At 60.5% G+C, this 24,549-nt stretch carries 27 protein-coding genes, 1 tRNA gene and 1 pseudogene; 12 read left to right on the top strand and 17 right to left on the bottom strand.

Features of this window, described 5'->3' with window-relative positions; genetic code table 11:
* Window positions 1-14: 14 nt before the first annotated feature.
* Complete coding sequence (locus WI754_RS00880; RefSeq protein WP_349435696.1) at window positions 15-1,043, bottom strand: RluA family pseudouridine synthase; 1,029 nt, start codon at window positions 1,041-1,043, stop codon at window positions 15-17.
* A 31-nt stretch (window positions 1,044-1,074) separates the two neighbouring features.
* Between WI754_RS00880 and WI754_RS00875 the strand changes: the two genes are divergently transcribed.
* Together WI754_RS00875 and WI754_RS00870 are read left to right on the top strand one after the other, a co-directional pair.
* Complete coding sequence (locus WI754_RS00875) at window positions 1,075-1,458, top strand: hypothetical protein (protein ID WP_349435695.1); 384 nt, start codon at window positions 1,075-1,077, stop codon at window positions 1,456-1,458.
* 13 nt (window positions 1,459-1,471) lie between these two features.
* Window positions 1,472-2,299: an RNA methyltransferase gene (locus WI754_RS00870; RefSeq protein ID WP_349435694.1), complete on the top strand. Its 828-nt coding sequence runs from the start codon at window positions 1,472-1,474 to the stop codon at window positions 2,297-2,299.
* A 6-nt stretch (window positions 2,300-2,305) separates the two neighbouring features.
* Here WI754_RS00870 and WI754_RS00865 read toward each other — a convergent pair whose 3' ends face one another.
* Together WI754_RS00865 and WI754_RS00860 are read right to left on the bottom strand one after the other, a co-directional pair.
* A complete protein-coding gene (locus WI754_RS00865; RefSeq protein WP_349435692.1) occupies window positions 2,306-3,502 on the bottom strand; it encodes a hypothetical protein in 1,197 nt (398 codons plus the stop codon).
* A 158-nt stretch (window positions 3,503-3,660) separates the two neighbouring features.
* On the bottom strand, window positions 3,661-4,251 hold the full coding sequence (locus WI754_RS00860) for an EipA family protein (protein ID WP_349435691.1): 591 nt from the start codon (window positions 4,249-4,251) through the stop codon (window positions 3,661-3,663).
* Window positions 4,252-4,528: 277 nt separating this feature from the next.
* Here WI754_RS00860 and WI754_RS00855 point away from each other — a divergent pair, with 277 nt between their 5' ends.
* Window positions 4,529-5,176 (top strand): histidine phosphotransferase family protein, encoded by a 648-nt coding sequence (locus tag WI754_RS00855; RefSeq protein WP_349435690.1) that lies wholly within the window; start codon window positions 4,529-4,531, stop codon window positions 5,174-5,176.
* A gap of 114 nt (window positions 5,177-5,290) precedes the next feature.
* Window positions 5,291-5,653: a response regulator gene (locus tag WI754_RS00850; protein ID WP_037120601.1), complete on the top strand. Its 363-nt coding sequence runs from the start codon at window positions 5,291-5,293 to the stop codon at window positions 5,651-5,653.
* A 247-nt stretch (window positions 5,654-5,900) separates the two neighbouring features.
* Here the strand turns inward: WI754_RS00850 and ctrA are convergent, their stop codons facing one another.
* Entirely contained in the window at window positions 5,901-6,599 is a 699-nt protein-coding gene (gene ctrA, locus WI754_RS00845) for a response regulator transcription factor CtrA (protein ID WP_024270822.1), read from the bottom strand.
* Window positions 6,600-7,041: 442 nt separating this feature from the next.
* Between ctrA and WI754_RS00840 the strand changes: the two genes are divergently transcribed.
* Window positions 7,042-7,392 (top strand): flagellar export protein FliJ, encoded by a 351-nt coding sequence (locus tag WI754_RS00840; protein ID WP_349435689.1) that lies wholly within the window; start codon window positions 7,042-7,044, stop codon window positions 7,390-7,392.
* Between the two features lie 110 nt (window positions 7,393-7,502).
* On the opposite strand, the gene WI754_RS00835 is transcribed toward WI754_RS00840, so the two are convergent.
* Entirely contained in the window at window positions 7,503-7,784 is a 282-nt protein-coding gene (locus WI754_RS00835) for a GNAT family N-acetyltransferase (RefSeq protein WP_349435688.1), read from the bottom strand.
* Between the two features lie 146 nt (window positions 7,785-7,930).
* Window positions 7,931-8,206: a DUF1153 domain-containing protein gene (locus WI754_RS00830; RefSeq protein WP_018327815.1), complete on the bottom strand. Its 276-nt coding sequence runs from the start codon at window positions 8,204-8,206 to the stop codon at window positions 7,931-7,933.
* 524 nt (window positions 8,207-8,730) lie between these two features.
* Between WI754_RS00830 and WI754_RS00825 the strand changes: the two genes are divergently transcribed.
* The 3 genes from WI754_RS00825 to WI754_RS00815 all read left to right on the top strand — a co-directional run bounded on the left by WI754_RS00825 (window position 8,731) and on the right by WI754_RS00815 (window position 11,093).
* Complete coding sequence (locus WI754_RS00825; protein ID WP_349435685.1) at window positions 8,731-9,477, top strand: LuxR C-terminal-related transcriptional regulator; 747 nt, start codon at window positions 8,731-8,733, stop codon at window positions 9,475-9,477.
* 150 nt (window positions 9,478-9,627) lie between these two features.
* Complete coding sequence (gene mnmA / locus WI754_RS00820) at window positions 9,628-10,851, top strand: tRNA 2-thiouridine(34) synthase MnmA (protein WP_349435684.1); 1,224 nt, start codon at window positions 9,628-9,630, stop codon at window positions 10,849-10,851.
* Window positions 10,852-11,016: 165 nt separating this feature from the next.
* A tRNA-Met gene (locus WI754_RS00815) sits at window positions 11,017-11,093 on the top strand.
* Between the two features lie 121 nt (window positions 11,094-11,214).
* On the opposite strand, the gene WI754_RS00810 is transcribed toward WI754_RS00815, so the two are convergent.
* The 4 genes from WI754_RS00810 to WI754_RS00795 all read right to left on the bottom strand — a co-directional run bounded on the left by WI754_RS00810 (window position 11,215) and on the right by WI754_RS00795 (window position 13,593).
* Window positions 11,215-11,484 (bottom strand): hypothetical protein, encoded by a 270-nt coding sequence (locus tag WI754_RS00810; protein WP_349435682.1) that lies wholly within the window; start codon window positions 11,482-11,484, stop codon window positions 11,215-11,217.
* A gap of 192 nt (window positions 11,485-11,676) precedes the next feature.
* Window positions 11,677-12,072: a DUF1236 domain-containing protein gene (locus tag WI754_RS00805; RefSeq protein ID WP_349435681.1), complete on the bottom strand. Its 396-nt coding sequence runs from the start codon at window positions 12,070-12,072 to the stop codon at window positions 11,677-11,679.
* Window positions 12,073-12,331: 259 nt separating this feature from the next.
* Window positions 12,332-12,499 carry a hypothetical protein gene (locus WI754_RS00800; RefSeq protein ID WP_349435679.1) on the bottom strand — a complete coding sequence of 56 codons (168 nt, stop codon included), beginning with the start codon at window positions 12,497-12,499 and terminating at the stop codon, window positions 12,332-12,334.
* A gap of 152 nt (window positions 12,500-12,651) precedes the next feature.
* Window positions 12,652-13,593 (bottom strand): AraC family transcriptional regulator, encoded by a 942-nt coding sequence (locus tag WI754_RS00795; RefSeq protein WP_349435678.1) that lies wholly within the window; start codon window positions 13,591-13,593, stop codon window positions 12,652-12,654.
* 222 nt (window positions 13,594-13,815) lie between these two features.
* Here WI754_RS00795 and WI754_RS00790 point away from each other — a divergent pair, with 222 nt between their 5' ends.
* Window positions 13,816-14,856, top strand: a complete 1,041-nt coding sequence (locus tag WI754_RS00790) for an NAD(P)-dependent alcohol dehydrogenase (protein ID WP_349435676.1) — start codon at window positions 13,816-13,818, stop codon at window positions 14,854-14,856.
* A 119-nt stretch (window positions 14,857-14,975) separates the two neighbouring features.
* Here the strand turns inward: WI754_RS00790 and WI754_RS00785 are convergent, their stop codons facing one another.
* Together WI754_RS00785 and WI754_RS00780 are read right to left on the bottom strand one after the other, a co-directional pair.
* Complete coding sequence (locus tag WI754_RS00785) at window positions 14,976-15,440, bottom strand: Lrp/AsnC ligand binding domain-containing protein (RefSeq protein ID WP_349435675.1); 465 nt, start codon at window positions 15,438-15,440, stop codon at window positions 14,976-14,978.
* A gap of 19 nt (window positions 15,441-15,459) precedes the next feature.
* The gene (locus WI754_RS00780) at window positions 15,460-16,623 is read right to left on the bottom strand and encodes a M20 aminoacylase family protein (RefSeq protein WP_349435674.1); all 1,164 of its coding nucleotides are present in this window, start codon (window positions 16,621-16,623) and stop codon (window positions 15,460-15,462) included.
* A 191-nt stretch (window positions 16,624-16,814) separates the two neighbouring features.
* Between WI754_RS00780 and WI754_RS00775 the strand changes: the two genes are divergently transcribed.
* Both WI754_RS00775 and WI754_RS00770 read left to right on the top strand, forming a co-directional pair.
* Window positions 16,815-17,888 carry a D-alanyl-D-alanine carboxypeptidase family protein gene (locus WI754_RS00775; RefSeq protein WP_349437685.1) on the top strand — a complete coding sequence of 358 codons (1,074 nt, stop codon included), beginning with the start codon at window positions 16,815-16,817 and terminating at the stop codon, window positions 17,886-17,888.
* A gap of 24 nt (window positions 17,889-17,912) precedes the next feature.
* Entirely contained in the window at window positions 17,913-19,067 is a 1,155-nt protein-coding gene (locus WI754_RS00770; RefSeq protein ID WP_349435672.1) for a GTP-binding protein, read from the top strand.
* Window positions 19,068-19,496: 429 nt separating this feature from the next.
* Here WI754_RS00770 and WI754_RS00765 read toward each other — a convergent pair whose 3' ends face one another.
* The 5 genes and pseudogenes from WI754_RS00765 to WI754_RS00745 all read right to left on the bottom strand — a co-directional run bounded on the left by WI754_RS00765 (window position 19,497) and on the right by WI754_RS00745 (window position 23,767).
* Window positions 19,497-19,733 (bottom strand): sulfurtransferase TusA family protein, encoded by a 237-nt coding sequence (locus WI754_RS00765; RefSeq protein ID WP_349435671.1) that lies wholly within the window; start codon window positions 19,731-19,733, stop codon window positions 19,497-19,499.
* A gap of 692 nt (window positions 19,734-20,425) precedes the next feature.
* Window positions 20,426-21,427, bottom strand: a pseudogene (locus WI754_RS00760) (murein L,D-transpeptidase family protein); the annotation flags it as partial.
* Window positions 21,428-21,630: 203 nt separating this feature from the next.
* Entirely contained in the window at window positions 21,631-22,584 is a 954-nt protein-coding gene (locus WI754_RS00755) for an acetyl-CoA carboxylase carboxyltransferase subunit alpha (RefSeq protein ID WP_349435670.1), read from the bottom strand.
* Between the two features lie 80 nt (window positions 22,585-22,664).
* Window positions 22,665-23,621, bottom strand: coding sequence for a site-specific tyrosine recombinase XerD (gene xerD / locus WI754_RS00750; protein WP_349435669.1), 957 nt, complete (start codon window positions 23,619-23,621; stop codon window positions 22,665-22,667).
* Window positions 23,618-23,767, bottom strand: coding sequence for a hypothetical protein (locus WI754_RS00745; protein WP_037120560.1), 150 nt, complete (start codon window positions 23,765-23,767; stop codon window positions 23,618-23,620). Before WI754_RS00745 ends, xerD begins: the two co-directional genes overlap by 4 nt.
* A 202-nt stretch (window positions 23,768-23,969) precedes the next feature.
* Between WI754_RS00745 and WI754_RS00740 the strand changes: the two genes are divergently transcribed.
* Complete coding sequence (locus WI754_RS00740) at window positions 23,970-24,548, top strand: shikimate kinase (protein WP_349435667.1); 579 nt, start codon at window positions 23,970-23,972, stop codon at window positions 24,546-24,548.
* Window position 24,549 lies beyond the last annotated feature (1 nt).

The raw sequence follows: 24,549 nt of genomic DNA, 5'->3' as shown, positions 1-24,549 counted from the left end.
GGCAAAAGTCGAACTTAAGCCTTCGCCCTCAGTGCCTCGACCAGTTCACGCATATCGTCGGGAACCGGCGACTCGAAATGCATGGTTTCTCCGGTCGAAGGGTGTTCGAACGCCAGCATGAAGGCGTGCAGCGCCTGGCGTGGGAAGCGGTTGACGACGGCTTTTGCGGCATCCGGCAGCAGGTTGGCCTTGGTCTTGAACGCTGCGCCATAATCCTGATCGCCGATCAGCGGATGGCCGATATGGGCCATGTGCACGCGGATCTGGTGGGTACGGCCGGTTTCGAGATGGCATTCGACCATCGAAGCGAGCGCGGTCGCGTCGGGCTTTTCGTGATAGCGCTCGATGACCTCGTAATGGGTGATGGCTTCGCGCGCATCATCCGTTCCTTCCTGCTTGACGGCACGCTTGACCCGGTCGCCGGCGCGGCCGAGCGGCGCGTCGATCGTTCCCTTAAGGCCGCGCGGGCGCCCCCAGACGACAGCCATATAGGCCCGTTCCAGCGGGCCGGTGCGCCCATGGTCGGCGAACTGGTCGGAGAGATGGCGGTGCGCCGCGTCGTTCTTTGCAACGACCATGACGCCGCTCGTATCCTTGTCAAGGCGATGGACGATGCCCGGCCGCTTGACGCCACCGATGCCCGACAGGCTGTTGCCGCAATGATGGATCAACGCGTTGACCAGCGTGCCCGTCCAGTTGCCGGCGCCGGGATGAACGACAAGGCCCGGCGGTTTGACGAGCACGATCAGGTCGTCATCCTCGTAGAGCACATCGAGAGGGATATCCTCGCCCTTGGGCTCGGGATCTTCCGGTTCCGGCAGGCCGATCTCGAAGATGTCGCCCGGCTGCACCTTCTTCTTCGCTTCCTTGATGGTCTTGCCGTTGAGGGTGACCTCGCCTTGTTCGATCAGGCTCTTGATGCGGTTGCGGGAAAACTCGCCGGCCAGCGCCTCGGTCAGGAAGGCGTCCATCCGGCCGCTCGCTTCCTCATTTGCGGTCAGGACTTTCCTAATGGCCGGGGCTTGTTTAAAGGGATCGCTCATTCTTCGTTCCATTCCGCAGGTAAGGCCAGCCATGTCTACTCAGAAACCAGACGAACAGGAAGAAAAGCCGCTCGATCCGGTGATGGAGAACGTGCGCCGCAAGATGATCCGTCTGCAGCTTGTCTCGGCCGGTGTCATGTTGGTGATGCTTATGGTCGTGCTTGGGGCGATTGTCTACAAGGTAACACGACTGAGCGATCAGGATGCGTCGCAAACGGCCGCCGTTTCAGTCCCGAGCGATGCACCGCGGACGGCAATTGCAGCCCTGCCGGCCGGGTTTGAGGTTTCGGACGTGGCTCTGTCGGGCGGCCAGATCCTGTTCTACGGCGCTGTCGGCGGTGGAGACCGCAAGGCGTTCGTCTTCGATATCGCTGCCGGCCGCATCACCGCGGACATCACCGTCAAGCCGAACTGAGCGGGACAGTCTCGTGGCGAAAGCTCCCGTCCGCATCGACGATCCGGCTGATCCGCGTATTGCCGGCTTGGTGTCGATCAAGGAACGGGACCTCACCGGACGGCACGGCCGCTTTATCGCCGAGGGAACCGTGGTGCTGCGCGTGCTTGCCGCCGCGCATCGCGCAGGCCGGGGCATAGAGGCAGAGGCGATCCTGCTGCTCGAAAACCGGGTCAGCGGTGTCAGCGACATTCTTGCCGAATTCCCGGCCGATATTCCCGTCTATGTCGCCAATGCCGTGGTGTTCGATGCCATTGCCGGTTTCAACATGCATCGCGGCGTGCTGGCGCTTGGCAAGTGTGATCGTGCGCCCCGAATGGATACGCTCATTGGCGCTCTGCCTGCCAAAAGCCTGGTGCTGGCCGCCTGCGGCATCTCCAACCACGACAATATGGGTTCCATGTTCCGCAATGCGGCGGCGTTCGGCGCCGATGCGGTGCTGATGGACGACACCAGCTGCGATCCCATGTACCGCAAGGCGATCCGCGTGTCCGTCGGCTCGGTCCTGACGGTGCCCTTTGCCCGGGAAGGCTCGGTCGCAGCGCTTGTGTCGCGGTTGCAGGCGGAGGGATTTTCGATCTGGGGGCTGTCACCGCGCGGGCAAACCGATTTGCGCGACATTGCGCCATCGCCGCGCACGGCGCTTCTGGTGGGCACCGAGGGTGAGGGATTGCCACAGCCTATCCTGTCCTCGATCCGCACTGCCCGCATACGCCAACGGCCCGGTCTCGACAGCCTCAACGTCGCCACCGCGACCGGCATTGCGCTGCATCAGGTTGCGATAATCAACGGGTTTATTTGACGGCGCTTATGGCTGCTCCGGCGGGAACATGTCCCTGACGCGGCCGGCGAGGCTTTTTTCGTTCGCTTCGGTCTGTGCGCTGGCGGGTTTGAGAAGAGCCGGTATCGGCGAGGCCGGGCCTTCCTTTGCCGCGGTCAAGGCCACCATGGTTGCCGCGATATCGGCAATTTCTTCCCGCAGGGCGTCGTCATGGGACGATGTTTTCGAATTGATCAGCCGCTCCGACACGGCGGCCGCCCGGTTGCGGGCGTAGTCGGCGGGCACGGTCAGATCGATGACGGCGCTTGAGGGGAGGGAATCCGCAACAGACGTCGGCGCATGGACAGGCAGGCCGTCGGCGGCCGGCATTTCTGCCAAAGGCTTTTTATCTTTCCGTACAGGCATCGTCAGGCCGGCAGCCCGCAGGGCCTTCGATGCATCGCGCAGATCGGTGCCCGCATCCCTGACCTTTGCCTTCAAACGCTCGATTTCTGCCGCACGGCGCTCGAGAAAGCTATCCTTGTCCGCATTGGCAGCGATTTCCCTGGCAAGCTTGGCTTCGAACTGGCGGATGCGGGTTTCGTCACGCGCAAGCCGGGCTTCCAGCTCGCGCGCTCTGGCGCTTTCCGCTCTCAGTTCGTTACGCAGGTTTTCGCGCTCATCCCTCAGCCCGGCAATGCGGCTTTTCAGGTTTTCCGCCTCCGTATCGTAGGTGGCGGCGTCGATCTTAAGGCTGTCCAAATCGGCGGCGACGTGGTCCACCTGACGTGTCAGTGTCTTGATGTCGATGTTCTTCTTGACGTTATCGCGCTCGACGTCGGCCAAACTCGCCTTCAGCCGCTCGATCGTCTGCTCCAGTTGGCGGGCGGTGGAACGCAGGTCGGCGGCCTCGACATTCATGTCGGCGATCTGGGTGTGCAGATCGGCATTTTCGCCGGCGAGGCGCTGGGCGTCTTTCAGGACGGCATCATTCTGCAGCAATAGCGTGACGTTCTTGTCGCGCTCGCGCTTCAGGACTTGGCTGGTGCGGGCGTTTTCGGCGGCATAGCTGGCGCGTGCCGCATCCTTTTGTGCCCGCACTTCCTGTGGAGACAGCGGCATCGTCGCCTTCAATCGGTCTTCGGCGAAACGGACGATGCGCTTGTGGACGACCGGAGCAGCCAGAAGGCCGAGAATAGCCGCCGTCAGGAAACCGAGCGCAAACAGGAGTACGAATTCAATCAAGGGCTGGCCATTTCAATTCGAAGCACGCGGCAACGGTTCTCGTTTCAGTCGCTCGAAAGCCTAACGACGATATCACTTCAAGTATTCGCGGACGCGCCTTTTTTGCAAGACGCGTCCGCTGAAGAAATGACGGACAAGGATAACGCGGCGATTTTTCCTCAGAAGGGGTTCCAGGTCGGCTGCTGGGTGAGCTTCAGATAGCCGACATTGATGCCGAGCCGTGCGCCGATCCCCGTGCGGATCGGCACCAGCACGATGTTGTCATCGGTCAGCACCGTCATGCCGACGCCTGCGACCACATAGGCCGAGCCGGAGACACCGCCGAAGCGCTTGTAGAGCGAGGGGACGGCTGGAAGGTTGTAGACCAGCATCATCGCGCGGCTGCCCTGACCGCCCCAGTCGATGCCGAGCGACGGCCCCTGCCAGAACACGTTGTGTTGGCCCGCATTCTTTGTGTAGAGGTCGCCTTCGCCATAGGTCAGGCCGGCCACGAACGCGCCGGAGCCCTCCTGGCCAAGGATGTAGCCGTTCGGCAGTCCGTATTTGGAAAATGCGTTCTCGACCACTTTGGCAAGGCCGCCGGATGTCGATCCGAAGAAGCCGTGACCGGCATCGACGATTTCCTGCATCGTGTACTGGGAGCCGTTGGCACTCTGCGCGTGCGAAACGGACACGAGGCTGAAGACAGCCATCAATGTCACGAGCATGCGGAGGAGGTTGGTTTTCACGGCATTGACGATCCGCTGCATAGTTTTCTCCGTAAATCCGGGAGCGCCTGCGCGTGTTCATTCGCAGGCCGCTGTCCTGCCCCGTTCAAGTCTGTCACGGGCTCGGGCTGATTGTCAGCAATTTGAACCGATGATCTTAACAATCGGTTTACCAAATGTGGTGTCTTTATGATCTTCGCCCTTGACGCTATGCCCGCGCAATCTTCGCGGGCTAGACCATGCTGGCAAAAGCATCGCGGAAGGCCGCCTGGCCACGCTTATGAGCCGGAAGCCGAAAGACGGCTATTGAGGAATCGACATGGGAAAGAACCCGAACCTGACCTTGACCGGTCCTGATCTCGCAGCGCTTCTGTGCAGCCGCGTCTGCCATGACATCATCTCTCCTGTTGGCGCCATCAACAACGGCCTCGAGCTTCTCGACGAGGGCGGGGCGGATGCCGATGCCATGGACTTGATCCGCACCAGTGCGCTCAATGCGTCTGTCCGGTTGAAGTTCGCGCGGCTTGCTTTCGGTGCTTCCGGCTCGGTCGGCGCCTCGATCGATACCGGCGAGGCCGAAAAGGCCGCGAAGGATTTCGCCTCCGTCGAAAAGAAGACCGAAGTCACCTGGACCGGCCCACGCGTCATTATCGCCAAGAACCGCGTGAAGCTGCTGCTCAACCTGTTCCTGATCGCCTATGGCGCCATTCCTCGCGGTGGCTCGATCGAGGTCGTGCTGGAAAACCCTGAATATGACGCGGTCTTCAAGCTGATCGCCAAGGGCCGGATGATGCGCGTGCCGCCGAAGCTGATCGAACTGCTGTCCGGCACGCTCGAAGAAGCGGTCGATGCTCACACCATCCAGCCCTATTACACGGTGCTGCTTGCCGAAGAGGCCGGCATGGAGATCGCGGTGGAGTCGACGCCGGAGGAGATCATCTTTTCGGCAAGGATGACCGAAGCCTGAGGTACCCCGAGATAAATGTCTTTTTAGTTCCCGCGGTAACTGAATCTTTGCCAAACCGGAATACGGTTGTTGCAAGGGAATGACTCCCGCTTAGGTATAAAGAAGGAGCTAGAGATGCAACGGTTAATGATTGCCGATGATTCTGACGTCGTACGCAAGGTTGGAAAGCGCATTCTCTCCGGCTTGAACTTCCTGGTGTCCGAGGCCGCCAACGGCCTTGAGGCGCTCGTGCGCTGCGAAGCGGAATTGCCGAATATCATTATCGTCGATGCCGCTCTCGATGGCGCGCTGGACCTCATTGCCAATATCCGCAACCTGCCCGGCGGCAAGGGCGTGCGCATCTACTACTGCGTTGTCGAAGCCGACCTGAAGAAGATGATGGCCGGCAAGCGGGCCGGCGCTGACGACTTCCTCCTGAAGCCGTTTGACCGCAAGATCCTGACCAGCGTCTTTGGCAGCCTGTCGGTCGCTGCCTGATCAAAATCATACTCCCAAAATCATACTCCCAAAATCATACTCCGGTGTCCGCCAGATGAAGCCGCTGCCCCCAGCCTCAGCTTTTTTGTAGTGTGGCGCCCTGGGCGCCGCCCCGATCCATCCAGCCCCCAAAAACGAAAAAACCCGCCATCTCCGGCGGGTCTTCACACTCATTTCGGCACGATCAGCCGTGGCGTCTCCACATATGCGGGATGCGGGACGCCGCCAGCTGAAGAGCAGGCGAAAATCAGGCGCTTTCTGCGAAATCGCCGTCCGGCTCGCGCAGCACATAGCCGCGACCCCAGACCGTTTCGATGTAGTTGGCGCCGCCGGCAGCATTTGCCAGCTTCTTGCGAAGCTTGCAGATGAACACGTCGATGATCTTCAGTTCGGGTTCGTCCATGCCGCCATAGAGGTGGTTGAGGAACATTTCCTTGGTGAGGGTGGTGCCCTTGCGGAGCGAAAGCAGCTCCAGCATCTGGTATTCCTTGCCCGTCAGGTGGACGCGCTGGCCGCCGACTTCGACGGTTTTGGCATCCAGGTTGACGATGAGCTCGCCGGTCGAGATCACCGACTGCGCATGGCCCTTGGAACGGCGGACGATCGCGTGAATCCGGGCGACGAGCTCGTCCTTGTGAAAAGGCTTGGTCATGTAGTCGTCGGCGCCGAAGCCGAGGCCGCGAACCTTGTCCTCAATGCCGGCCATGCCGGAGAGGATCAGGATCGGTGTCTTGACCTTGGACAGGCGCAGCGTTCTCAAAACCTCATACCCGGACATGTCGGGCAGGTTGAGATCGAGCAAAATGATGTCGTAATCATAGAGCTTGCCGAGGTCGACGCCCTCTTCACCGAGATCGGTGGTGTAAACGTTAAAACTTTCCGACTTGAGCATCAGTTCGATGCTCTGCGCTGTCGCGCTGTCGTCTTCAATCAGTAGAACCCGCATAATTGTCCCCTTTTCCGCCGCCGAAAGGTCGTTGATGGCCCCCTTACGCGATACGGATCCAGTCGTTGCCTGATTTGGAGGCTGCCAGCAAATGGTTAACAAATTCTGATTCACTCTGGCAAGGTGTATCGGAAATGTTAAATATTTTTTGCAGTCCTCTGATTTTGCATGTGAATCTAGAATGACATCCTTAATGCGCCACATTAAGAAAATTGGCTATCTGACTCATCTGACTCAATCTATGCCGAACCTCAAATTTAACATTCGGCATTTACTGACCCTTAAATGATCGTCCCTATGATTAACGATGCCCGTAAACGAAAGGTTACCAGCGGTAGGATTTTGTTAAGATCGCTGAATTTTTTTCTTTTTCCGACACCGTAAGGTCGGTTGGACGGGCCAAATCAAGTAACCGGGGTCTCGCATCACGGGAGTATTGCGTATGAAGTCACGTGAGAGCCTTGTTCGCCTGAAGGAATTTCAGGTGAAGGAGAAACAGCGTCAGTTGAACCAGCTTCAAATGATGATGGCCGAATTTGAGCGGATGACCAAGGAATTGGAAAACCAAATCACGTTCGAAGAGAAGAAATCCGGGATCTCCGATCCCTCGCATTTCGCCTATCCGACCTTTGCCAAGGCTGCCCGGCAGCGGGCCGACAACCTGCAGGTCTCGGTGCGGGAGTTGAAGGTGCAGCAGGATGCGGCGGAACTGGCGCTAGAGGAAGTCCAGGCGGAATTCGCCAAGGCGGCCGCGCTTGAAGAGCGCGATAGCAGCGTTCGCATGCGCGCCTGAGGCGTTCGGCGGCGTTCAAAGGCACAGGGCCTTTCTGACGGACTTGTCCCAAGTTCGTGAGGAGGGCCTTGTGCGTTTTTGGTGCAGTGCGCCTGAGGGCGTGTGCAGTCCTATGTCTGGATGACATCCTGCCATTCGGGATGCCGGTGCGTCTGGGCGCGCATGAAAGGGCAGAGCGGAATGATCTTCCAGCCGCCCTTGCGGGCCTCCTCGATCGCATGGGCGGCGAGTGCCTGGCCGATGCCCTTGCCGCGCAGCGCGTCGGGAACGGCGGTGTGATCGATGATGATCAGCTGTGGCGATGACCTGGAATAGGTCATTTCGCTGGTGTGACCTTCGACAGCCACGCTGTAGCGGCCGTGCGAGCCGGCTTCCTCAAGTTTGATATCCATGGGTCCACCCATCCGGATTGTCTGCTTGTGGATATATGGCATGCCGCGAGCAGAACGCGAAGGGTGGCTGGTACCTGAAAATGCTTCGGGCGGTTGCCGGGTTCATGGCAACCGCCCGAAAAAAGGTTTCGCTTAATGCGCGCCGATCAGTGGCGGTACTGCTGGATGCGGGTCGTGCGCAGGCCGGCGAGGCCATGGTCGTTGATGGAGGACTGCCAGGACAGGAATTCTTCGACGGTCAGGGTGTAACGTTCGCAGGCTTCTTCCAGGCTCAGAAGCCCGCCACGAACGGCGGCGACGACTTCAGCCTTGCGTCGGATCACCCAGCGACGGGTATTGGCCGGGGGCAGGTCTGCAATCGTCAAAGGGCTGCCATCGGGGCCGATGACATATTTCACGCGGGGTCGTATCATTTCGGTCATTGGACTCTCTACACATACTCAAGACCATATGCGCCCAACTTAGCTTGCCACATTTAACATTTGCCTAAGCGCACGGTAACAATTTGCTCATAATTTTAGAGACTTCCGGGGCGTTGCTGGCATGGACCGGAACACTTGGCCGCGCGACGACAGCCAGCCGCTGGCGGCGCCTCCCCCACAAAAGAACAGGTTTTAGCGATCATCCGCCTCCTGATTTCGAGGCAAGAAATGTTTTGAAACAAACATTTGCATGGGAGCCATGCAAATGTAACGGTTGCAATTTGATTAAATGCTTTGGTAAAACCGCCCGGTAATTGAGCATAGCGCATCTCTTTCGATGCTCTGGAACGGCTCTTACTGCGTCGCATTATTTCCAAACTCCGGTCTGTTGCTTCGATTGTGCTTTCCCCGGCACTTTCGGAGTTTGCCGCTTTCGGCCCGTGTGCTGCTTTAAGAAAAAAGTTATGGAATGAGAATTTTTTGAAGCGCCGGCGGCATAGGCCGGCAGGTTGGTGATCGAAATTATGAGAGACCGTGACAAGCTGGCCTTGCGAAGCGAGGCTTATGCTGATTTCCTTTCGGACATGAACAGTCCCGCAATCCAGACGGAATATGAAGTGCTGCATCTGATGCGCCAGTGCACGGCCCAGTTCGGCTTTAGCCACTTCATGGTCGCGCGTATTCCTTCCGGCGAGCAGCAGCGCTTTGCCGAGCGTCTTGTGCTGAGCAGCTGGTCCTCCGACATGGTGCGGGAATATGATGCCGTCACAGTGTTCCATGCCAGTATGCTGATCGAGCGGCTGCGCCAGACGAAGCTGCCGATCTTTGCCGAAACGGCCGTCCTCATGAACGCCCAAGGTGACAATGCCGTCGATACCATCGGTGCGCTGTTTGCGGGCCAGTCGATGCGCAACGCCTTTGCCGTCCTCTTGCACACCACCCACGGGGAGGCCTTCGCCGTTCTCCTCTCCGGCCCCCGCAGCGAGCCCGACAGGGCTGAGACCGCGGACCTCTATCTGACCCTGCTGCAACTGTTCGAAATCCTCGAACACACCTTCGAAACCGGGGCCTCGTCGCGCGACAAGCTGTCGGCCCGCGAGATCGAATGCCTGCGCTGGGCCGCGGCCGGCAAGAGTAGCGACGAGATCGCCATCATCCTCGGCATCTCCGTCTACACGGTCTCAAGCTATTTCAAGACGGCGACACGCAAGCTCGATGCCGTCAACCGGATGCAAGCGATCGCCCGCGCCATGCGAATGAAGCTCATCTAAGCGCGTTTTCAGCTGGCACTTGTCCATATCCTCGCGACTTTCTATATAGCGGGCTTGCGGGTAGGCGTAGTTGCCGGGCACGCTTCGCTGCGGCGTTGGCCGTTTGCAGGAAACAGGGTATGGTCGCGCAGAAGTGCCGAAACCCCGCCGATGGACCGGAATGCCGGATTGGAAACCGTGAACAGTCTCGATTTTGATCGCAAGCCCGAAGATACGCGCGTCGTCGTTGCCATGTCCGGCGGTGTCGATTCCTCGGTCGTGGCCGGCATCCTCAAACGTGAGGGCTATGACGTTCTCGGCATCACCCTGCAACTCTACGATCACGGCGCCGCCGTGCACCGCGCCGGTTCCTGCTGTGCCGGCCAGGATATCGACGATGCCCGCCGCGTCTGCGAAGTGCTGGGCATCCCGCATTACGTGCTCGACTATGAACAGCGCTTTCGCGAAACCGTCATCAATCCCTTCGCGGAAAGCTACGTCGCCGGCGAAACGCCGATTCCGTGCGTGGCCTGCAACCAGACGGTGAAGTTCGCCGATCTGCTGGCGACCGCGCGCGAACTCGGCGCCGATGCGTTGGCGACTGGGCACTATATCCGCTCCAAAGCAAATCCGCAGCCGGGAGCGCCCGGCCGCCGCGCGCTCTTCCGCCCCGCCGATGCCGATCGCGACCAGAGCTATTTCCTCTTTGCCACGACGCAAGAACAGATCGACTATCTGCGCTTTCCGCTCGGTCATTTGACGAAGGCCGAAACGCGGGCGCTGGCCGAAGACATGGGCCTCGTCGTCGCCAAGAAGGCCGACAGCCAGGACATCTGTTTCGTGCCGCAGGGCAAATATTCCGATATCGTCTCGAAGCTGAAGCCGAATGCGGCTCTGTCGGGCGATATCGTCCATCTCGACGGCCGTGTGCTCGGCAGCCACGAGGGCATCCTGCATTACACGATCGGCCAACGCCGCGGCATCGGCGTGGCTACGGGCGAGCCGCTTTATGTCGTGCATCTCGACGCCCGCTCGCGCCGCGTCATCGTCGGCCCGAAGGAAGCGCTGGAAACCCGCCGCGTCTATCTGCGCGACGTCAACTGGCTGGGCGACGGCGATATTCGTGACGTGGCAGCCGAAGGCTTCACCTGTTTCGCCAAGGTGCGCTCCACGCGCCAGCCGGCACCCGCCATCCTGCACGCCGATGCAGGCGGCATCTCGGTCGAACTTCTGGAAGGCGAGGCAGGCGTTGCCCCCGGGCAGGCCTGCGCGCTCTATTCCGGCACCGGCGAGGACGCCCGCGTCTATGGCGGCGGCTTCATCCTGCGTTCCGAGCGCGAAGCGGCAGCCGAAGCGGCGCTGAAGGACCTGCTGCAGAGTTCGGCCGCGGCCTGAACGGGGCAGGGGCGCCTGGCGCCCCTTGCTCAACATATTGTCCACGGACCGTTGGAAAACTTCCAATTTTTTAAAACGGCTCCGCTTGACACCGGCATGAACCGCACCTTATAAGCCGCCCCACTGACGGCGACGACAGCGGCCAAGCCCGCGTCCAAGTCCGATGGCGGGGTAGCTCAGGTGGTTAGAGCAGCGGAATCATAATCCGCGTGTCGGGGGTTCGAGTCCCTCTCCCGCTACCATTTTTCCAATTGTCCGACCCGGAGACATAGATGACAGAACGTCTCTGAGTGGCGGTCGTCAAATGCGTTCAACCAGCCTGGCTGAATATCGGTCGATATGGTCTCGGTCGGGCCCAAGTTCTCAATCATATGAGAAAAATCCGGGCCGGAGGCGTTCGCGTCTGATCAGCGTGAGCGAGCGGTCCGGCTCTATCCTGTAGGTCTCGATGGCCATGCGGCCGGTCTCGTCCATGATCTGATTGGTAAACGTGCTGCCGATCGGTGCCTTCGTCAGTTTCGTGCGAGGCTGGTGACCGCCATAGGTGATGCTTCCGGGTATCGGTTGCTCCTGGTATGGCGTACAGGACGCGAGTGCGACCAAGATGGCGCAGCTTGAAATCAGATTTTTCATCACATCTCTTCCCGTCGTCCAAACTCGATAAACAGATTACTCCTGGAAATACTGCGGGAAAACTAAAACCTGCCGAAGTGGGGGCGGACTTCTCAGGATGCGGCTGGACGGTTTCTCTGTCGAAGAACGAGGACGCCGCCCAACCGAGGGGCGGACCACCGTCCGCCCCTTCTGCTTCATGCGATACCTGCTTTATTGCATGATCCGCACGACCGTATGGGTCTTCGGATCGACGATCACGCGCTGGTTGTTGACGATCGCATAGGCGTAGCGGGTGTCTTCCGGCACAGGGACCAGCACCACGTCGCGCGGGATGGGCTTGCCGACGACCATCGGCTGTTCGGTGACGACCGACTGCTGCAGCGGCTGCTGTTCCACGTAGGTCACGACCTTCTGCGGCGGGGGATCGAGCGCGGCGCCGGCTGCGAGGCCGACGACACCGCCCACGGCAGCGCCGACCGGGCCGCCGACGATGGCGCCTGTGACCGCACCGCCAGCGGCACCGGTGATGGCGCCATCTTCGGCCAGCGCGGCGCTCGACATCATGCCGAGAACGGCAGCGGAGAGGATCAGGATCTTCGTTTTCATGGCTCACTCCTTTCGTTTTGTCATGGCCATGTGGTCCACAATGCGAGAGGCGGAGCGATCGTTCCGAAAAAAATCATCGCAAATTGTTTCGCGATGTAACGCCGTGTTAGCGGGTTTTTCGAGCGAAATGCCGTCGAGAGGCTTGGTGGTACGGCCGCCGGAGTTCAGCCGGATGTAGCCGCGGGTGCCAGAATGCGCCTCTGAAGGTTCGCACTTCAGCTTGACGGCCGGATACCGCCGGGGAAACCCGGCCTCGGCGTCAGCGCATGATGAAAAAGACGACCGCGCCCCAAAAAAGGACGCCGGCCAGAACGGCGGCGGCGAGCGCCTTTATGCGCAGCGTCGGCGAGAAGGGACCCTTCGCGGCTCCAAGCTGCCTATGATCTTCTGCGAACGCCGAATAGGCTTCTCTTCGGTGATTTGCCATCACATGCTCCTCGCCTCTGTGTGCAAGAATGCTACGGAAATGCCGTAAAGGAAGTCGCGCGAGAAAGGCGACAATTTTAACGACCGGAAAAATTGGCCGATTACAGCCGGCTCCCGCTCCCGCCCGCCAAATTTGCTTCTTGAGCGAGAGGCTTATCCCTCGCTCAGCATTTCCACACCGCCGGTCAGCCGGTCTATCAGGCTGCGGCGGACGCGACCGACGTCGCGCCGCGGCGGCTCGCCGTACTGCCGCGCATATTCGCGGCTGAACTGCGACTGGCTCTCATAACCGACCTGATGGCCAGCCGATCCCGCGTCGAGCATCTCCTCCAGCATCAGCCGGCGTGCTTCCTGCAGGCGCAGCTGCTTCTGGTACTGCATCGGGCTCATGGCGGTGATCGCCTTGAAATGGTGATGCAGCGAGGAAACGCTCATGCTGACGCGGTTGGCGAGCTCCTCGATCTTCAGCGGCAGGGCGTAATGCTCCTTCAGCCAGACGCAGGCGCGGTTGATCTGGTGCGACTGGCTGTCGGCGATGGCCATCTGGCGCAGGCGGCCGCTCTGCGGTCCCGTCAGCAGCCGATAGATGATTTCCTGCTCGATCAGCGGCAGCAGAGCCGGAACGTCGGCCGGCCGGTCGAGCAACCGAAGCAGCCTTGTGGCGGCATCTTCAAGCTCCGGGGTCAGCGTGCTGACGGCCATACCGCGTTCGGCAGGGGCGGGGCTGCGATCGTCTTGGCTGGCATGTTCCACGAGCCCGGCGATCTTGGTCGTGTCAATCTGAAATATCATGCTCAGATAAGGCTCTTCGGCTGTCGCCTCGATGATCTGGGTGGTGACCGGCAAGTCGATTGAGGTCAGCAGATAGTCGCCGCGGCCGTAGCGATAGATGTCGTCGCCGAGCATGACCTGTTTTGCGCCCTGCGCGATCAGCGCCAAACTCGGCTTGTAGGAACCGCAGGCCTTTGTTCCCGTCCCTGCGTGCCGATGGACGCTCAAACCAGGGATCGCTGTCGGATGATCACCATCTTCCTTGGCGAAACGGGCAATGAGATCAACCAGTTCCTGACTGCGCGGGGTTCTTGAATCTGTCATAATCGAAAGTCTTTCCAGCTATTTAGATGCCATCACGCAGCCCGACAGGTAGTCTCTTAACGCGTGTTTGCAAAACTCCAGCGACATGTTTTGCAGGATCGTACAATAAGTTTGCAGGATTGCTCTAACGCCTGCCTGTCGCTCCCTGCATAGTGCGCGTCCGGGGAGAGGCCGTTCGTGCTTCCATCACAATCCCCGCCTCATCACATAAAGGAGTGACCCATGGCCCTGGCAAGAGGATATGCGGCGACGGATGCGTCGAAGCCGTTGCAACCCTTCACGTTCGAACGGCGAGAACCGCGCGAGGACGACGTCGTCATCAGTATCAAATATTCCGGCATCTGCCACTCGGACATTCACCAGGCCCGCAATGAATGGGGCAACTCGATGTTTCCGATGGTTCCCGGCCACGAGATCGCCGGCATCGTCACCGCCGTCGGATCCAAGGTTTCGAAATTCAAGATTGGTGACCGGGTCGGCGTCGGCTGCTTCGTCGACAGCTGCACGACTTGTGCCAGCCGCGACGTGGATCTCGAACAGTACATGCCTGGTCTCGTGCCGACCTACAACGGCGTGGAGGCTGACGGAAAGACGCCGACCCAGGGCGGCTATTCCGATCATATCGTCGTCAAGGAAGGTTATGTCCTCTCCATTCCGGAGCATCTGCCCTTCGAAGCGACGGCGCCGCTGCTGTGCGCCGGCATCACGCTCTATTCGCCGCTGCGCAAGTGGGGCGCCGGTCCTGGCAAGAAGGTCGCGATCGTCGGCATGGGTGGTCTCGGCCATATGGGCGTCAAGCTTGCCCATGCAATGGATGCGGAGGTGACCGTCCTCAGCCAGTCGCTGTCGAAGAAGGAAGACGGCCTCAAGCTGGGTGCCGATCACTATTACGCCACCAGCGACGCGGAGACCTTCAAGACGCTGGCCGGCACGTTCGACGTTATCCTGTGCACCGTCTCGGCGGAAATCGACTGGAACGCCTATCTCGGCCTGCTCAAGGTGGACGGGACGCTCGTCCTGCTCGGGGTTCCGGAAAATCCGGTGCCGGTGCATGCCTTCTCGCTCATTCCGGGCCGCCGCAGCATTGCCGGCTCGATGATCGGTTCGATCAAGGAGACGCAGGAGATGCTCGATTTCTGTGGCGAGCACAACATCGTCTCTGACATCGAGCTGATCCGCATGGATCAGGTCAACGAAGCCTATGAGCGCGTCATCAAGAGCGACGTCCGCTACCGCTTCGTCATCGACATGGCGACGCTGTAAGGGACTCGGTTTACCCTCCCCCTTGTGGGGAGGCTGGCCCGAAGGGTCGGGAGGGGTTTACTCTCCTAGTAAAGAAAAAGCCCCTCCCCAACCCTCCCCACAAGGGGGAGGGGGTAAACTCACACCAGCGGCAGCGGCCCGTCGTTCTTGATCTCTTCCATCACCGCATAGGTGCGCGTCTCCTTGACGCCCGGCAGCGTCCAGAGCACCTGGCCGAGGAAATTGCGGTAGGCGTGCATGTCCTCGAAGCGGGTCTTGACGAGATAGTCGAAGCCGCCGGCCACCATGTGGCATTCGAGCACGGCCGACGCCTGCTTGATGGCGACAGCGAACTTGTCGAAGACTTCCGGTGTCGTCTTGTCGAGCATGACCTCGATGAAGACGAGAAGCCCGAAGCCCAGCTTGTGCGGATCGAGCCGCGCGCCGAAGCCGGAGACGTAGCCTTCCTTCAGGAGGCGGCGCAGTCGCTCGCTGGTCGCTGTCGGGGAGAGGCCGATGCGGTCGGCCAGTTCGAGGTTGGTGATCCGGCCGTCCGCCTGCAGGATGTGGAGTATCCGCCGGTCGATCTTGTCTATCTCATGCATCGGCGCCATCCCGAAGTCGTCACGCCGCCAGCCGCATTTCAGCGAGCTTCACCCAATAGGAGATGCCGTGCGGGATCGCTTCGTCGTTGAAGTCATAGGCGGGATTGTGCAGGCCGGCGGTCTCGCCGTTGCCGATGAAGATGAAGGCGCCGGGACGGGCGAGCAGCATATAGGAAAAGTCCTCGCCGCCCATCATCGGGTCGAGATCTGCTGACACCTTTGTTTCGCCGACAATACTTGCCGCGGCCGACAGCGCGTGGCCAGTCTCCTCCCGGTGATTGACCGTCACCGGATAATTGCGGCCATAGGACACCCGGACCTTGGCGCCATAGGCGGAGGCGAGGCTTTCCGAAATCTGTTTGATGCGTGCTTCGGCGAGATCGCGGACCTCCGGCCTCAGCGTACGCACGGTGCCGGCCAGCGTCGCCTGCTCGGGAATGATGTTGTGGGCAAAGCCGGCGTTGAATTTGGTGACCGACACGACGACCGAGGCAAGCGGATCGACAGTGCGCGAGGCAATCGTCTGCAGGGCATTGACGATTTGCGAGCCGATGACGATCGGGTCGATGGTCTTGTGCGGTTGCGCCGCATGGCCGCCGCGGCCATCGATGGTAATGGTAAATTCGTCCGTCGAGGCCATGATCGGACCGACGCGGGTGCCGAACTGGCCAAGCGGCATGCCGGGCATATTGTGCATGCCGTAGACTTCCTCGATGGAAAACCGCTCCATCATGCCGTCCTTGACCATTTCGTTGCCGCCGCCGCCGCCTTCTTCCGCCGGCTGGAAGATCACGGCGACCGCGCCCTTGAAGTTGCGGGTCTCCGCCAGGTACTTTGCAGCACCCAGCAGCATGGCGGTATGGCCGTCATGGCCGCAGGCATGCATCTTGCCGGGCACGGTGGAAGCCCAGGGCTTGCCGCTCGTCTCGGTCATCGGCAGGGCGTCCATGTCGGCGCGCAGGCCGATCGTCCGGCCTTCGCCGTGATTGCCCCTGATCAGACCGACGACGCCGGTGCGGCCAAGACCGGTCACGATTTCGTCAACCCCGAATTCCCTCAGTTTATTTTCGACGAAGGCTGCCGTATTTTCCACGGCGAACAGGAGTTCCGGCTTCGTGTGCAGGTGTCGTCGCCATTCGGTGACTTCGTTCTGGAGCTCTGATGCGCGGTTGAGAAGGGGCATTGTTGGTTCCTGTGGGTCCATTGCGGGCATAGGGTACGGGATTTTTGGCATCGATGCAGAAGAATGGTCTTTGCCATTACCTCGCCATATAGGTTAAATAGCCGGACGATACGAGGCAATTCCCGAAATTTCGAGGTCTGATTGTGGTGACGAATGGAATCCGGACGAGCGGCCAGGTGAAGCTATTTTCCGTGCTGGCAGGGGCCTGCGCGGCGCTCCTTGCAACCGCCATGCCCGGCGCGGCCAATCCAAAGCTGGTCGTCGACGTCAATTCGCTGAAGGTCTACGAGCAGCAGGATATCTATCAGAAGTGGTATCCGGCCTCGCTCACCAAGCTGATGACGGCCTATACGACGTTCCGCGCCCTGAAGTCCGGTCAGCTGACGCTCGAATCGCCCGTGGTGATGTCGAAGAATGCGGCGGGCGAGCCGCCGAGCAAGATGTTCTACAAGCCCGGCCAGGCGGTGACGCTCGACAGTGCGTTGAAGATGATGCTGATCAAATCCGCAAACGACATCGCGGTTGCGATCGGCGAGACGGTCGCAGGTTCCGAACCCGCCTTCGTCAACCTGATGAATGCCGAAGCCCAGCGGATCGGCATGACCTCCTCGCATTTCATCAATCCGAACGGTCTGCCGGGTGCCGGCCAATACACGACAGCCCGCGACCTTGCCGTGCTGGCGGTCACCATCAAGCGTGAGTTCCCGCAATACGCTCCCTATTTCGCCTATGAAGGCTTCACCACGGGCAAGAAGAACTATCCCAACCTCAACATGCTGATCGGCCGCTTCGATGGCGCCGATGGCATGAAGACCGGCTTCATCTGCGCTTCCGGTTTCAATCAGGTCTCCTCGGCGACGCGCAACGGGCGTGCCGTCGTTTCCGTCGTCCTCGGTGCCGAAAGCCTCGGCGGACGGGCGGACGAATCGGCGCGGTTGCTGCAGCTTGGCCTGACGTCGAGTGGCGCCGGCAAGCCCGGTCTTGGCCAGATCGCGCCTTATGGCGAAACCCGTGACATGGTCGCCGATGTCAGCAAGGAAATCTGCAATCCGAAGGCCGCAAAGATCCGCTCCGAAAACCGGGACGAAGTCGGCCGGCAGAAACTGCAGTCGCCCTATATCCATGAGATCAACCGCCCGCTGAACCTCGTTGCCGCCGGTCTTATCCCCGGCACCGAGAAAGCTGTAAACGTCAACGGGCAGACCGAGACCGCACAGGGCGATGTTGCCAATATTCCGATCCCGGTCCCTCGTCCGGTTTTTTAAGTCTCTGTACCGATCGGATAAGATATGAGCCCTGTCCTCAATGCCGTGCCGGTGTCGATCCTCACCGGCTTCCTCGGTGCCGGAAAGACCTCGCTCCTCAACCGGCTGCTGAAGGATCCCGATCTCACCGACACCGCCGTTATCATCAACGAGTTCGGCGATGTCTCGCTGGATCACCTGTTGGTCGAGGCGTCGAGCGACGGCATCATCGAGCTGTCGGATGGCTGCCTCTGCTGCACAGTGCGCGGCGAACTGGTCGATACGCTGGCTGATCTGATGGACCGGATGCAGACGGGCAAGATCAAGCCGCTGAAGCGTGTCGTCATCGAAACCACCGGGCTTGCCGATCCGGCGCCCGTGCTCCAATCGGTGATGGGCAATCCGGTCATTGCCCAGAGCTACCGTCTCGACGGCGTCGTCACGATCGTCGATGCGGTCAACGGTCTGTCGACGCTCGCCAATCACGAGGAAGCGGTCAAGCAGGTCGCCATGGCCGACAGGCTGGTGATCAGCAAGGTGTCGCTGGCGACGCCGGATGCGGTGGTTTTACTAAAAGCGCGCCTGAGAGACCTCAATCCGCGCGCGCCGATGATGGACGGCGATCTGCCCGAAGCAGGAAAGGCAGAGCTTTTCCATTGCGGGCTCTATGATCCGACGACAAAGATTGCCGATGTCGGCCGCTGGCTTCAGGACGAGGCCACGGCAGGTCACCACCACGACCACGGCCACGATCACCATCACCATGAGCCCTGCGATCACGGTCACGAACATCACCACCATCATCATGACGAGAACCGCCATGGCGCGGATATCCGCTCCTTCAGCATCGTCCATGACCGGCCGATCGATCCGATGGCGCTGGAGATGTTCATCGATCTCCTGCGCTCCGCCCATGGCGAAAAACTGCTTCGCATGAAGGCGATCGTTGCCATGTCCGACAATCCGGACAGGCCGCTGATCCTGCACGGCGTGCAGACGGTGTTCCATCCGCCGCAGCGTATGGCCGCCTGGCCGGACCCTTCCGACCGGCGCACCCGCATGGTGCTGATCACGAAGGAACTGCCGGAAGCCTTCGTGCGCGATCTCTTCGACGCGTTCACCGGCAAGCCACGCATCGACCGTCCGGACCGGCAGGCGCTGGAGGACAATCCACTGGCTGTGCCGGGTCTCAGGATGTAGCTTTCAGCGGCAAAGGGCTGGCATGTTTCTCGGGGCGGGTGAAGTCATCGGCAACATGCCAGGACCGGCGCCTCGGTCCAGCCGGCCCAGCCCGTGGGGACTTGGCGCCTCGCTCGGCTTTCACGTCCTGATCGGACTTGCGCTCCTCTTCGCCGTGGCGCCGCGCCGACAGGCCTCTCCGTTGCAGGATAGCGTCACCGTCGATGTCCTGACACAGCAACAATTCGACGCCGCAAACAAACCGCCCGTTGTTGAAACGGGCGTTGAGCCGCTGACCGATGTGCCATCCAGGTCATCGGTTGAAAACACCGTGCCTGATCTTGCCGCGCTGCCGGACACCTTACCGCGTCCAAAGGCCGGTGGCTTGATCCAGGCCACTCACCTGCGGTCCGCAAAAGTCCTGGCTGATCCGCGCAGCGCCAAGGTGCGTCAGGCCTTCTTGCGGATCACGAACCGATGGCTGGTCCCCATGGATTCGGATTGCTCCAAGCTATGCCCGTCCTCGTTGCAGAAATGCGGGATGTCGATGATTGCCAGCGGGTCGGTCGTCTCGACGATGATCAGCGTGCCGGGGGCAAGGGTTTTCATGCGCTTGCGGGTCTTCAAAACCGGCAAGGGGCATTTCAGCCCCTTGAGATCATAAATCAGGCTGTCCGCGTCGGGCATCAATTGCCCCAGAGCTTCCAGAACGGCCGCTTCTTCGGCTGCTGCTCGGCAACGACCTGCCCGGTCATGGGTGCGCTCCCGCTTGTGGCTATTGCCTGCGTCGCCGCTTCAACCGGCTTCTGTGCCGTTTCGGTGGCAGCGGGCTGAGCCGTGGCGACGGTTGCGGGTCGTTGGGCGGTATCCGCGACGGGTTTTTGACCCGCAGGTTGCTGACTTGCGATGTCAGAGGGCGCTGTGCCTACCAGCTCAGGTTTCCCCGCATCAGCTCTGTCTTTGGAGAATAGGCGACCCCAGAAACCCTTGCCGGCAGGCGCCTGTTCAGCAACGGCCACCGGTGCAGCCTCGGTTGTGGCGGTTGCTTGTGTCGCTGCTTCGACCGGCTTCTGTGTCGTTTCGGCACCAGCCGCCCGGGCCGTGGCGACTGCTGCCGGTTGCTGAGCGGCATCACCGGCGGCTGCGGCCACCGGATGCAGTTTCTGCGCATCATCGCCGTTGTTGGAGAACAGGCCCCCCCAGAAACTCTTCCTGGCAGCCGTCTGTTCGACCGAGGCCGTTTCGACCGGGCGCGGTAGCGGGTTTTCGGCCGGCACCGGCACAGTCTTGCCGTTGCGGGTGGACTTCTCCAACTCGGCCTTCTGGATTTCGATCGCCTTCTTGGCTTCTTCCAGTTCGCGGCGGCGGGCTTCCTGCTTTTCGAGGTCGGCGACCTTCATCAGCTTGCCGGCGTCGAGCGACGTGCCGGTTGGCGCGTAGGCCAGTTCCTTGCCGACGCGCTGCTTGGCAACGATCGCCTTGCGCTCGGCTTCGCTCGGCTCGTACCAGACCATGCCGTCGAGCTTCTTGATCGCCTTGGCATAGTCTTCATTGTATTTCTTGTTGTAGGCGGCGAGTGCTCCCTGCATGACCGCAGGCGTCGACATCGCCGGGCAGGGGCCCGTCGGGCTGAACTTGCCGTCGGTCTGCTGGTTGAAGACGTATTTCTTCTCGCAGATATTGACCTCGGGCGGACGCTTGGTGATCTCGAACTGGTCGTAGCCGGGCTTCAGCATGTTCCAGAAATCGATGTTCGGGCTGTTGCGGTGCCGCGCCATGTTTTCCGCCGTCATGCGGAAGGGCAGGGCCTGTAGCTGGACCGCCTGCTGGCCGCCCTTGTAGGCGTCGCGGGCAAGCGCGAAGATCTCCTGCATCTGCTCGTCGGTCATCGAGTAACAACCGGACGAGGAGCAGGCGCCGTGGATCATCAGGTTCGAACCGTGACGGCCGTTGGCCTGGTCGAAGCGATTGGGATAACCGGTATTGATCGCCAGATAATAGCTGGAATGCGGGTTCATCTGGCCCGGTGCGATCGGGTAGAAGCCTTCCGGTGCCTGCCGGTCGCCTTCCTTGACCTTCGGGCCGAGCTTGCCCGACCAGGCGCAGATCTTGTACTGGCGCAGCATTTCGAAGCGATTGGAGGCATTGGCCTTCCAGACTTCGAGCACGCCTTCTTCCTTGAAGATGCGCAGCATGATCGGCGATTCCTTCGCCATGCTCATTGCCTGCATCTTCTGCACGATCTTGCCGGAAAGCTGGTAGTTTACCTTGCTCGAGACCTTCTTGAGATCGACATCGACTGTATCCATCGCCTCATTGGCAGTGCAGCCTGCGAGCAGCGCGGCGATGGCGGCGGTGGCAACAAGATGTGTCAGACGCATCGGCAAGGGCCCATAGAGAAAACGATTGAACGTGACGCTCCCGCAGAGGCGGACCACGGAGAATCAATACGTCCTTAATACTTCACAAAATATTAACCTTGCAGATCCGCCTTACGCCAGCCGTTCCAAACGCCAAGATTATGGCCAAGGTTGGACCGCGACCATAATTTGACCGGCCAACCCCGCGGAATCCATGGATATGTTTAAAGCTGGCGTCCAATCGCCAGATATTTCTGCCGGCGGTCGGAGCGCAGCTGGTCACCGGTGCGGCCGGACAGTTCCTTCAGCGCATCGGCGATCACCGTGCCGGTCTTTGCGATGACGGCGTCCGGATCGCGGTGCGCGCCGCCGACCGGCTCGCCGATAATGCCGTCGATGATGCCGAGCGACTTCAGGTCCTCGGCGGTGATCTTCATGTTGGTCGCCGCTTCCTTGGCGCGGGTGGAATCGCGCCAGAGGATCGAGGCTGCCCCTTCCGGCGAGATCACGCTGTAGATCGCGTGTTCCAGCATATAGACGCGGTTGCCGGTGGCGATTGCGATCGCGCCGCCCGAACCGCCTTCGCCGAGAACGACGGAGACGATCGGAACCTTGAGGTTGAGGCACATTTCCGTCGAGCGGGCGATGGCTTCCGCCTGGCCGCGCTCCTCGGCGCCGATGCCGGGATAAGCGCCGGCAGTGTCGATCAGCGTGATCAGCGGTAGGCTGAAACGGTCGGCCATTTCCATCACGCGGATCGCCTTGCGGTAGCCTTCCGGACGGGGGCTGCCGAAATTGTGCTTGATGCGCGATTTGGTGTCGTTGCCCTTTTCCTGGCCGATGACGGCGACAGGCGTGCCGCGAAAGCGCGCAAGGCCGGCCTGGATCGCTTCGTCATTGGCGAACTTGCGGTCGCCGGCTAGCGGCGTAAATTCGGTGAAGAGGCTGGCGGCATATTCCTGGAAGTGCGGACGCTGCGGATGGCGTGCGACCTGCGTCTTCTGCCAGGGGTTCAGCTTGGAATAGATTTCAGCCATCGCTTCGCGGGCGCGCACTTCAAGACGCTCGACCTCGTCGGTGGTGTCGATGCTCTCGTCTTCGCTGGCAATCTTCCTCAACTCGTGAATCTTGCCTTCGAGATCAGAGATTGGTTTTTCGAAATCGAGATAATTGTGCATGTGATGCGTTTCCGATCATATTGCGCCAGTGGCCGCGGACATGATGATCCCAGTAGTTCCGGCCAAGTGTTCTGGCGCTCCTAATCCTGTTTTTTCGCCTGTTTGGCAAGGGGGTGATGGTTTTGGACAAGCTGATGCAGCCGCTCTTCGAGCACATGGGTGTAGATTTGTGTCGTTGAAATGTCCGAATGACCGAGAAGTTCCTGTACCGCGCGAAGGTCGGCGCCGTTGGCAAGCAGGTGGCTGGCAAAGGCGTGGCGCAGCACATGGGGCGAGATCGCTGCGACGCGGATACCGGCGCGGGCCGCGAGCCCCTTGAGATCGCGGGCAAAAACCTGCCGCGGCAGGTAACCGGCCTTGCCGGAGGATGGGAAGAGCCATGGGCTTTCGGGCGGCGGCGTCTTCTGTGCGGCATTGTCCCTGGCCATTTCGGTGCCATAGGCTTGCAGGGCGCGGATTGCCGAATGCGAAAGCGGCACCATCCGCTCCTTGTTGCCCTTGCCGCGAATGACGAGAAAACGGCCATTCTGGGCAAGCACGGAAGCGGGCAGTGCGATCAGCTCGCTCACGCGCATGCCGGTCGCATAAAGCAGTTCGATCAGCGCATGCATCCGCAACCGTGCAACGACATCGCCGTCCGCCCGTGCCGCCTCGATTTCCGCCTGCCCGATCAGCTTGGAAACATCGTCGATGCTCAGCACCTTCGGCAGCGCGCGCACTTTCTTCGGCGCGTCGAGAACGCCGGTCGGATCGTCGGTTCGCAGACCCTCGGCGTAGAGAAACTTGTAGAATTGCCTGAGCGCCGAAAGCCTGCGGGCCTGTGACGATGCCTTGAAACCCTGCTGGGCGAGATGGGCGAGATAGGCGCGCAGATCTTCCGAGGCGGCTTCCGTCGGCTTGACGCCACGCTGTTTCAGGAAGGAATAAGCGTCCTCCAGGTCGCGCTCATAGGACAGAAGTGTGTTGTTGGCAGCACCCCGCTCGGCGCTCATCATCTCCAGGAAGGATTCCATATGGGCGGCGGAAAGGTCGATCATTGGGTCTTGTTGATCCGCTCCGAGGGGATACGAATGGTGACGTCGCGCTCTACCGGGTCGACGAACGTCACCAGGGCCACCATGCTTCCGTAAATCACCCCGGCGATCATGGCGCAGATGAACAGGAACCGGAACAGGGTGGGCATTTTGAACTCCTCAGCTTGGCATCTATATGACCACGCCCGTTCGCAAGTGCAAGAACTGCCGGTTTCTCTCGAAGTGGGGCATGATGTTGCCCGAAAACTGCTTCACACTTTTGGGCATCATGCTTGAGGTCGTATGCAGCCATGTCTTGACGCTACCCGTCGATTTGTCGATACCGGAGCGGAACGGGGAAATTGAAACTGCATGAGCGACGTGATCGAACCGGTTTCCGAGGCGCTGATCGAGCGGGCGAAGGCCGCGCTCGGGCGGCGAAACCTCGTCTTCGTCGGTCTGATGGGAGCCGGCAAATCGGCGATCGGCCGGATGACGGCAACGGCGCTCGGCATTCCCTTCATCGATTCCGACCATGAGATCGAGCGCGTTTCGCGCATGACGATCAGCGATCTCTTCGCAGCCTATGGCGAAGAAGAATTCCGTGCGCTCGAAACCCGCGTCATCAAGCGGCTGCTCCATACCGGCCCGCGCATCGTCTCCACAGGCGGCGGTGCCTATATCAACGAGCGCACCCGCCGTCATATCAAGAAACAAGGCCTTTCGGTCTGGCTCAAGGCCGATCTGGATACCCTGTGGGAGCGCGTCAACAAGCGCGATAGCCGCCCGCTTTTAAGAACTGAAAACCCCAAGCAGACGCTCGAAAACCTGATGCATGCCCGCTATCCGATCTATGCCGAGGCGGACCTGACAGTGATCTCCCGCGATGTGAAGAAAGAGGTGATGGTGGAAGAGGTTCTTACTGCTCTCGCCGCCATGCCGAAGAAGTGAA

The organism is Pararhizobium sp. A13 (assembly GCF_040126305.1).
In the GTDB taxonomy this organism is placed as follows: domain Bacteria; phylum Pseudomonadota; class Alphaproteobacteria; order Rhizobiales; family Rhizobiaceae; genus Pararhizobium.
Note: the sequence above shows the minus strand (reverse complement) of the source record. Positions and strands in the feature narration are given on the sequence as shown.

Excerpts from the sequence above, each read along its gene's own strand:
- WI754_RS00880 (WP_349435696.1), bottom strand. The coding sequence starts at position 1,043 with ATGAGCGATCCCTTTAAACAAGCCCCGGCCATTAGGAAAGTCCTGACC.
- WI754_RS00875 (WP_349435695.1), top strand. The coding sequence starts at position 1,075 with ATGTCTACTCAGAAACCAGACGAACAGGAAGAAAAGCCGCTCGATCCG.
- WI754_RS00860 (WP_349435691.1), bottom strand. The coding sequence starts at position 4,251 with ATGCAGCGGATCGTCAATGCCGTGAAAACCAACCTCCTCCGCATGCTC.
- WI754_RS00855 (WP_349435690.1), top strand. The coding sequence starts at position 4,529 with ATGGGAAAGAACCCGAACCTGACCTTGACCGGTCCTGATCTCGCAGCG.
- WI754_RS00850 (WP_037120601.1), top strand. The coding sequence starts at position 5,291 with ATGCAACGGTTAATGATTGCCGATGATTCTGACGTCGTACGCAAGGTT.
- ctrA (WP_024270822.1), bottom strand. The coding sequence starts at position 6,599 with ATGCGGGTTCTACTGATTGAAGACGACAGCGCGACAGCGCAGAGCATC.
- WI754_RS00840 (WP_349435689.1), top strand. The coding sequence starts at position 7,042 with ATGAAGTCACGTGAGAGCCTTGTTCGCCTGAAGGAATTTCAGGTGAAG.
- WI754_RS00835 (WP_349435688.1), bottom strand. The coding sequence starts at position 7,784 with ATGGATATCAAACTTGAGGAAGCCGGCTCGCACGGCCGCTACAGCGTG.
- WI754_RS00830 (WP_018327815.1), bottom strand. The coding sequence starts at position 8,206 with ATGACCGAAATGATACGACCCCGCGTGAAATATGTCATCGGCCCCGAT.
- WI754_RS00825 (WP_349435685.1), top strand. The coding sequence starts at position 8,731 with ATGAGAGACCGTGACAAGCTGGCCTTGCGAAGCGAGGCTTATGCTGAT.
- mnmA (WP_349435684.1), top strand. The coding sequence starts at position 9,628 with ATGGACCGGAATGCCGGATTGGAAACCGTGAACAGTCTCGATTTTGAT.
- WI754_RS00810 (WP_349435682.1), bottom strand. The coding sequence starts at position 11,484 with ATGAAAAATCTGATTTCAAGCTGCGCCATCTTGGTCGCACTCGCGTCC.
- WI754_RS00805 (WP_349435681.1), bottom strand. The coding sequence starts at position 12,072 with ATGAAAACGAAGATCCTGATCCTCTCCGCTGCCGTTCTCGGCATGATG.
- WI754_RS00800 (WP_349435679.1), bottom strand. The coding sequence starts at position 12,499 with ATGGCAAATCACCGAAGAGAAGCCTATTCGGCGTTCGCAGAAGATCAT.
- WI754_RS00795 (WP_349435678.1), bottom strand. The coding sequence starts at position 13,593 with ATGACAGATTCAAGAACCCCGCGCAGTCAGGAACTGGTTGATCTCATT.
- WI754_RS00790 (WP_349435676.1), top strand. The coding sequence starts at position 13,816 with ATGGCCCTGGCAAGAGGATATGCGGCGACGGATGCGTCGAAGCCGTTG.
- WI754_RS00785 (WP_349435675.1), bottom strand. The coding sequence starts at position 15,440 with ATGCATGAGATAGACAAGATCGACCGGCGGATACTCCACATCCTGCAG.
- WI754_RS00780 (WP_349435674.1), bottom strand. The coding sequence starts at position 16,623 with ATGCCCCTTCTCAACCGCGCATCAGAGCTCCAGAACGAAGTCACCGAA.
- WI754_RS00770 (WP_349435672.1), top strand. The coding sequence starts at position 17,913 with ATGAGCCCTGTCCTCAATGCCGTGCCGGTGTCGATCCTCACCGGCTTC.
- WI754_RS00765 (WP_349435671.1), bottom strand. The coding sequence starts at position 19,733 with ATGCCCGACGCGGACAGCCTGATTTATGATCTCAAGGGGCTGAAATGC.
- WI754_RS00755 (WP_349435670.1), bottom strand. The coding sequence starts at position 22,584 with ATGCACAATTATCTCGATTTCGAAAAACCAATCTCTGATCTCGAAGGC.
- xerD (WP_349435669.1), bottom strand. The coding sequence starts at position 23,621 with ATGATCGACCTTTCCGCCGCCCATATGGAATCCTTCCTGGAGATGATG.
- WI754_RS00745 (WP_037120560.1), bottom strand. The coding sequence starts at position 23,767 with ATGCCCACCCTGTTCCGGTTCCTGTTCATCTGCGCCATGATCGCCGGG.
- WI754_RS00740 (WP_349435667.1), top strand. The coding sequence starts at position 23,970 with ATGAGCGACGTGATCGAACCGGTTTCCGAGGCGCTGATCGAGCGGGCG.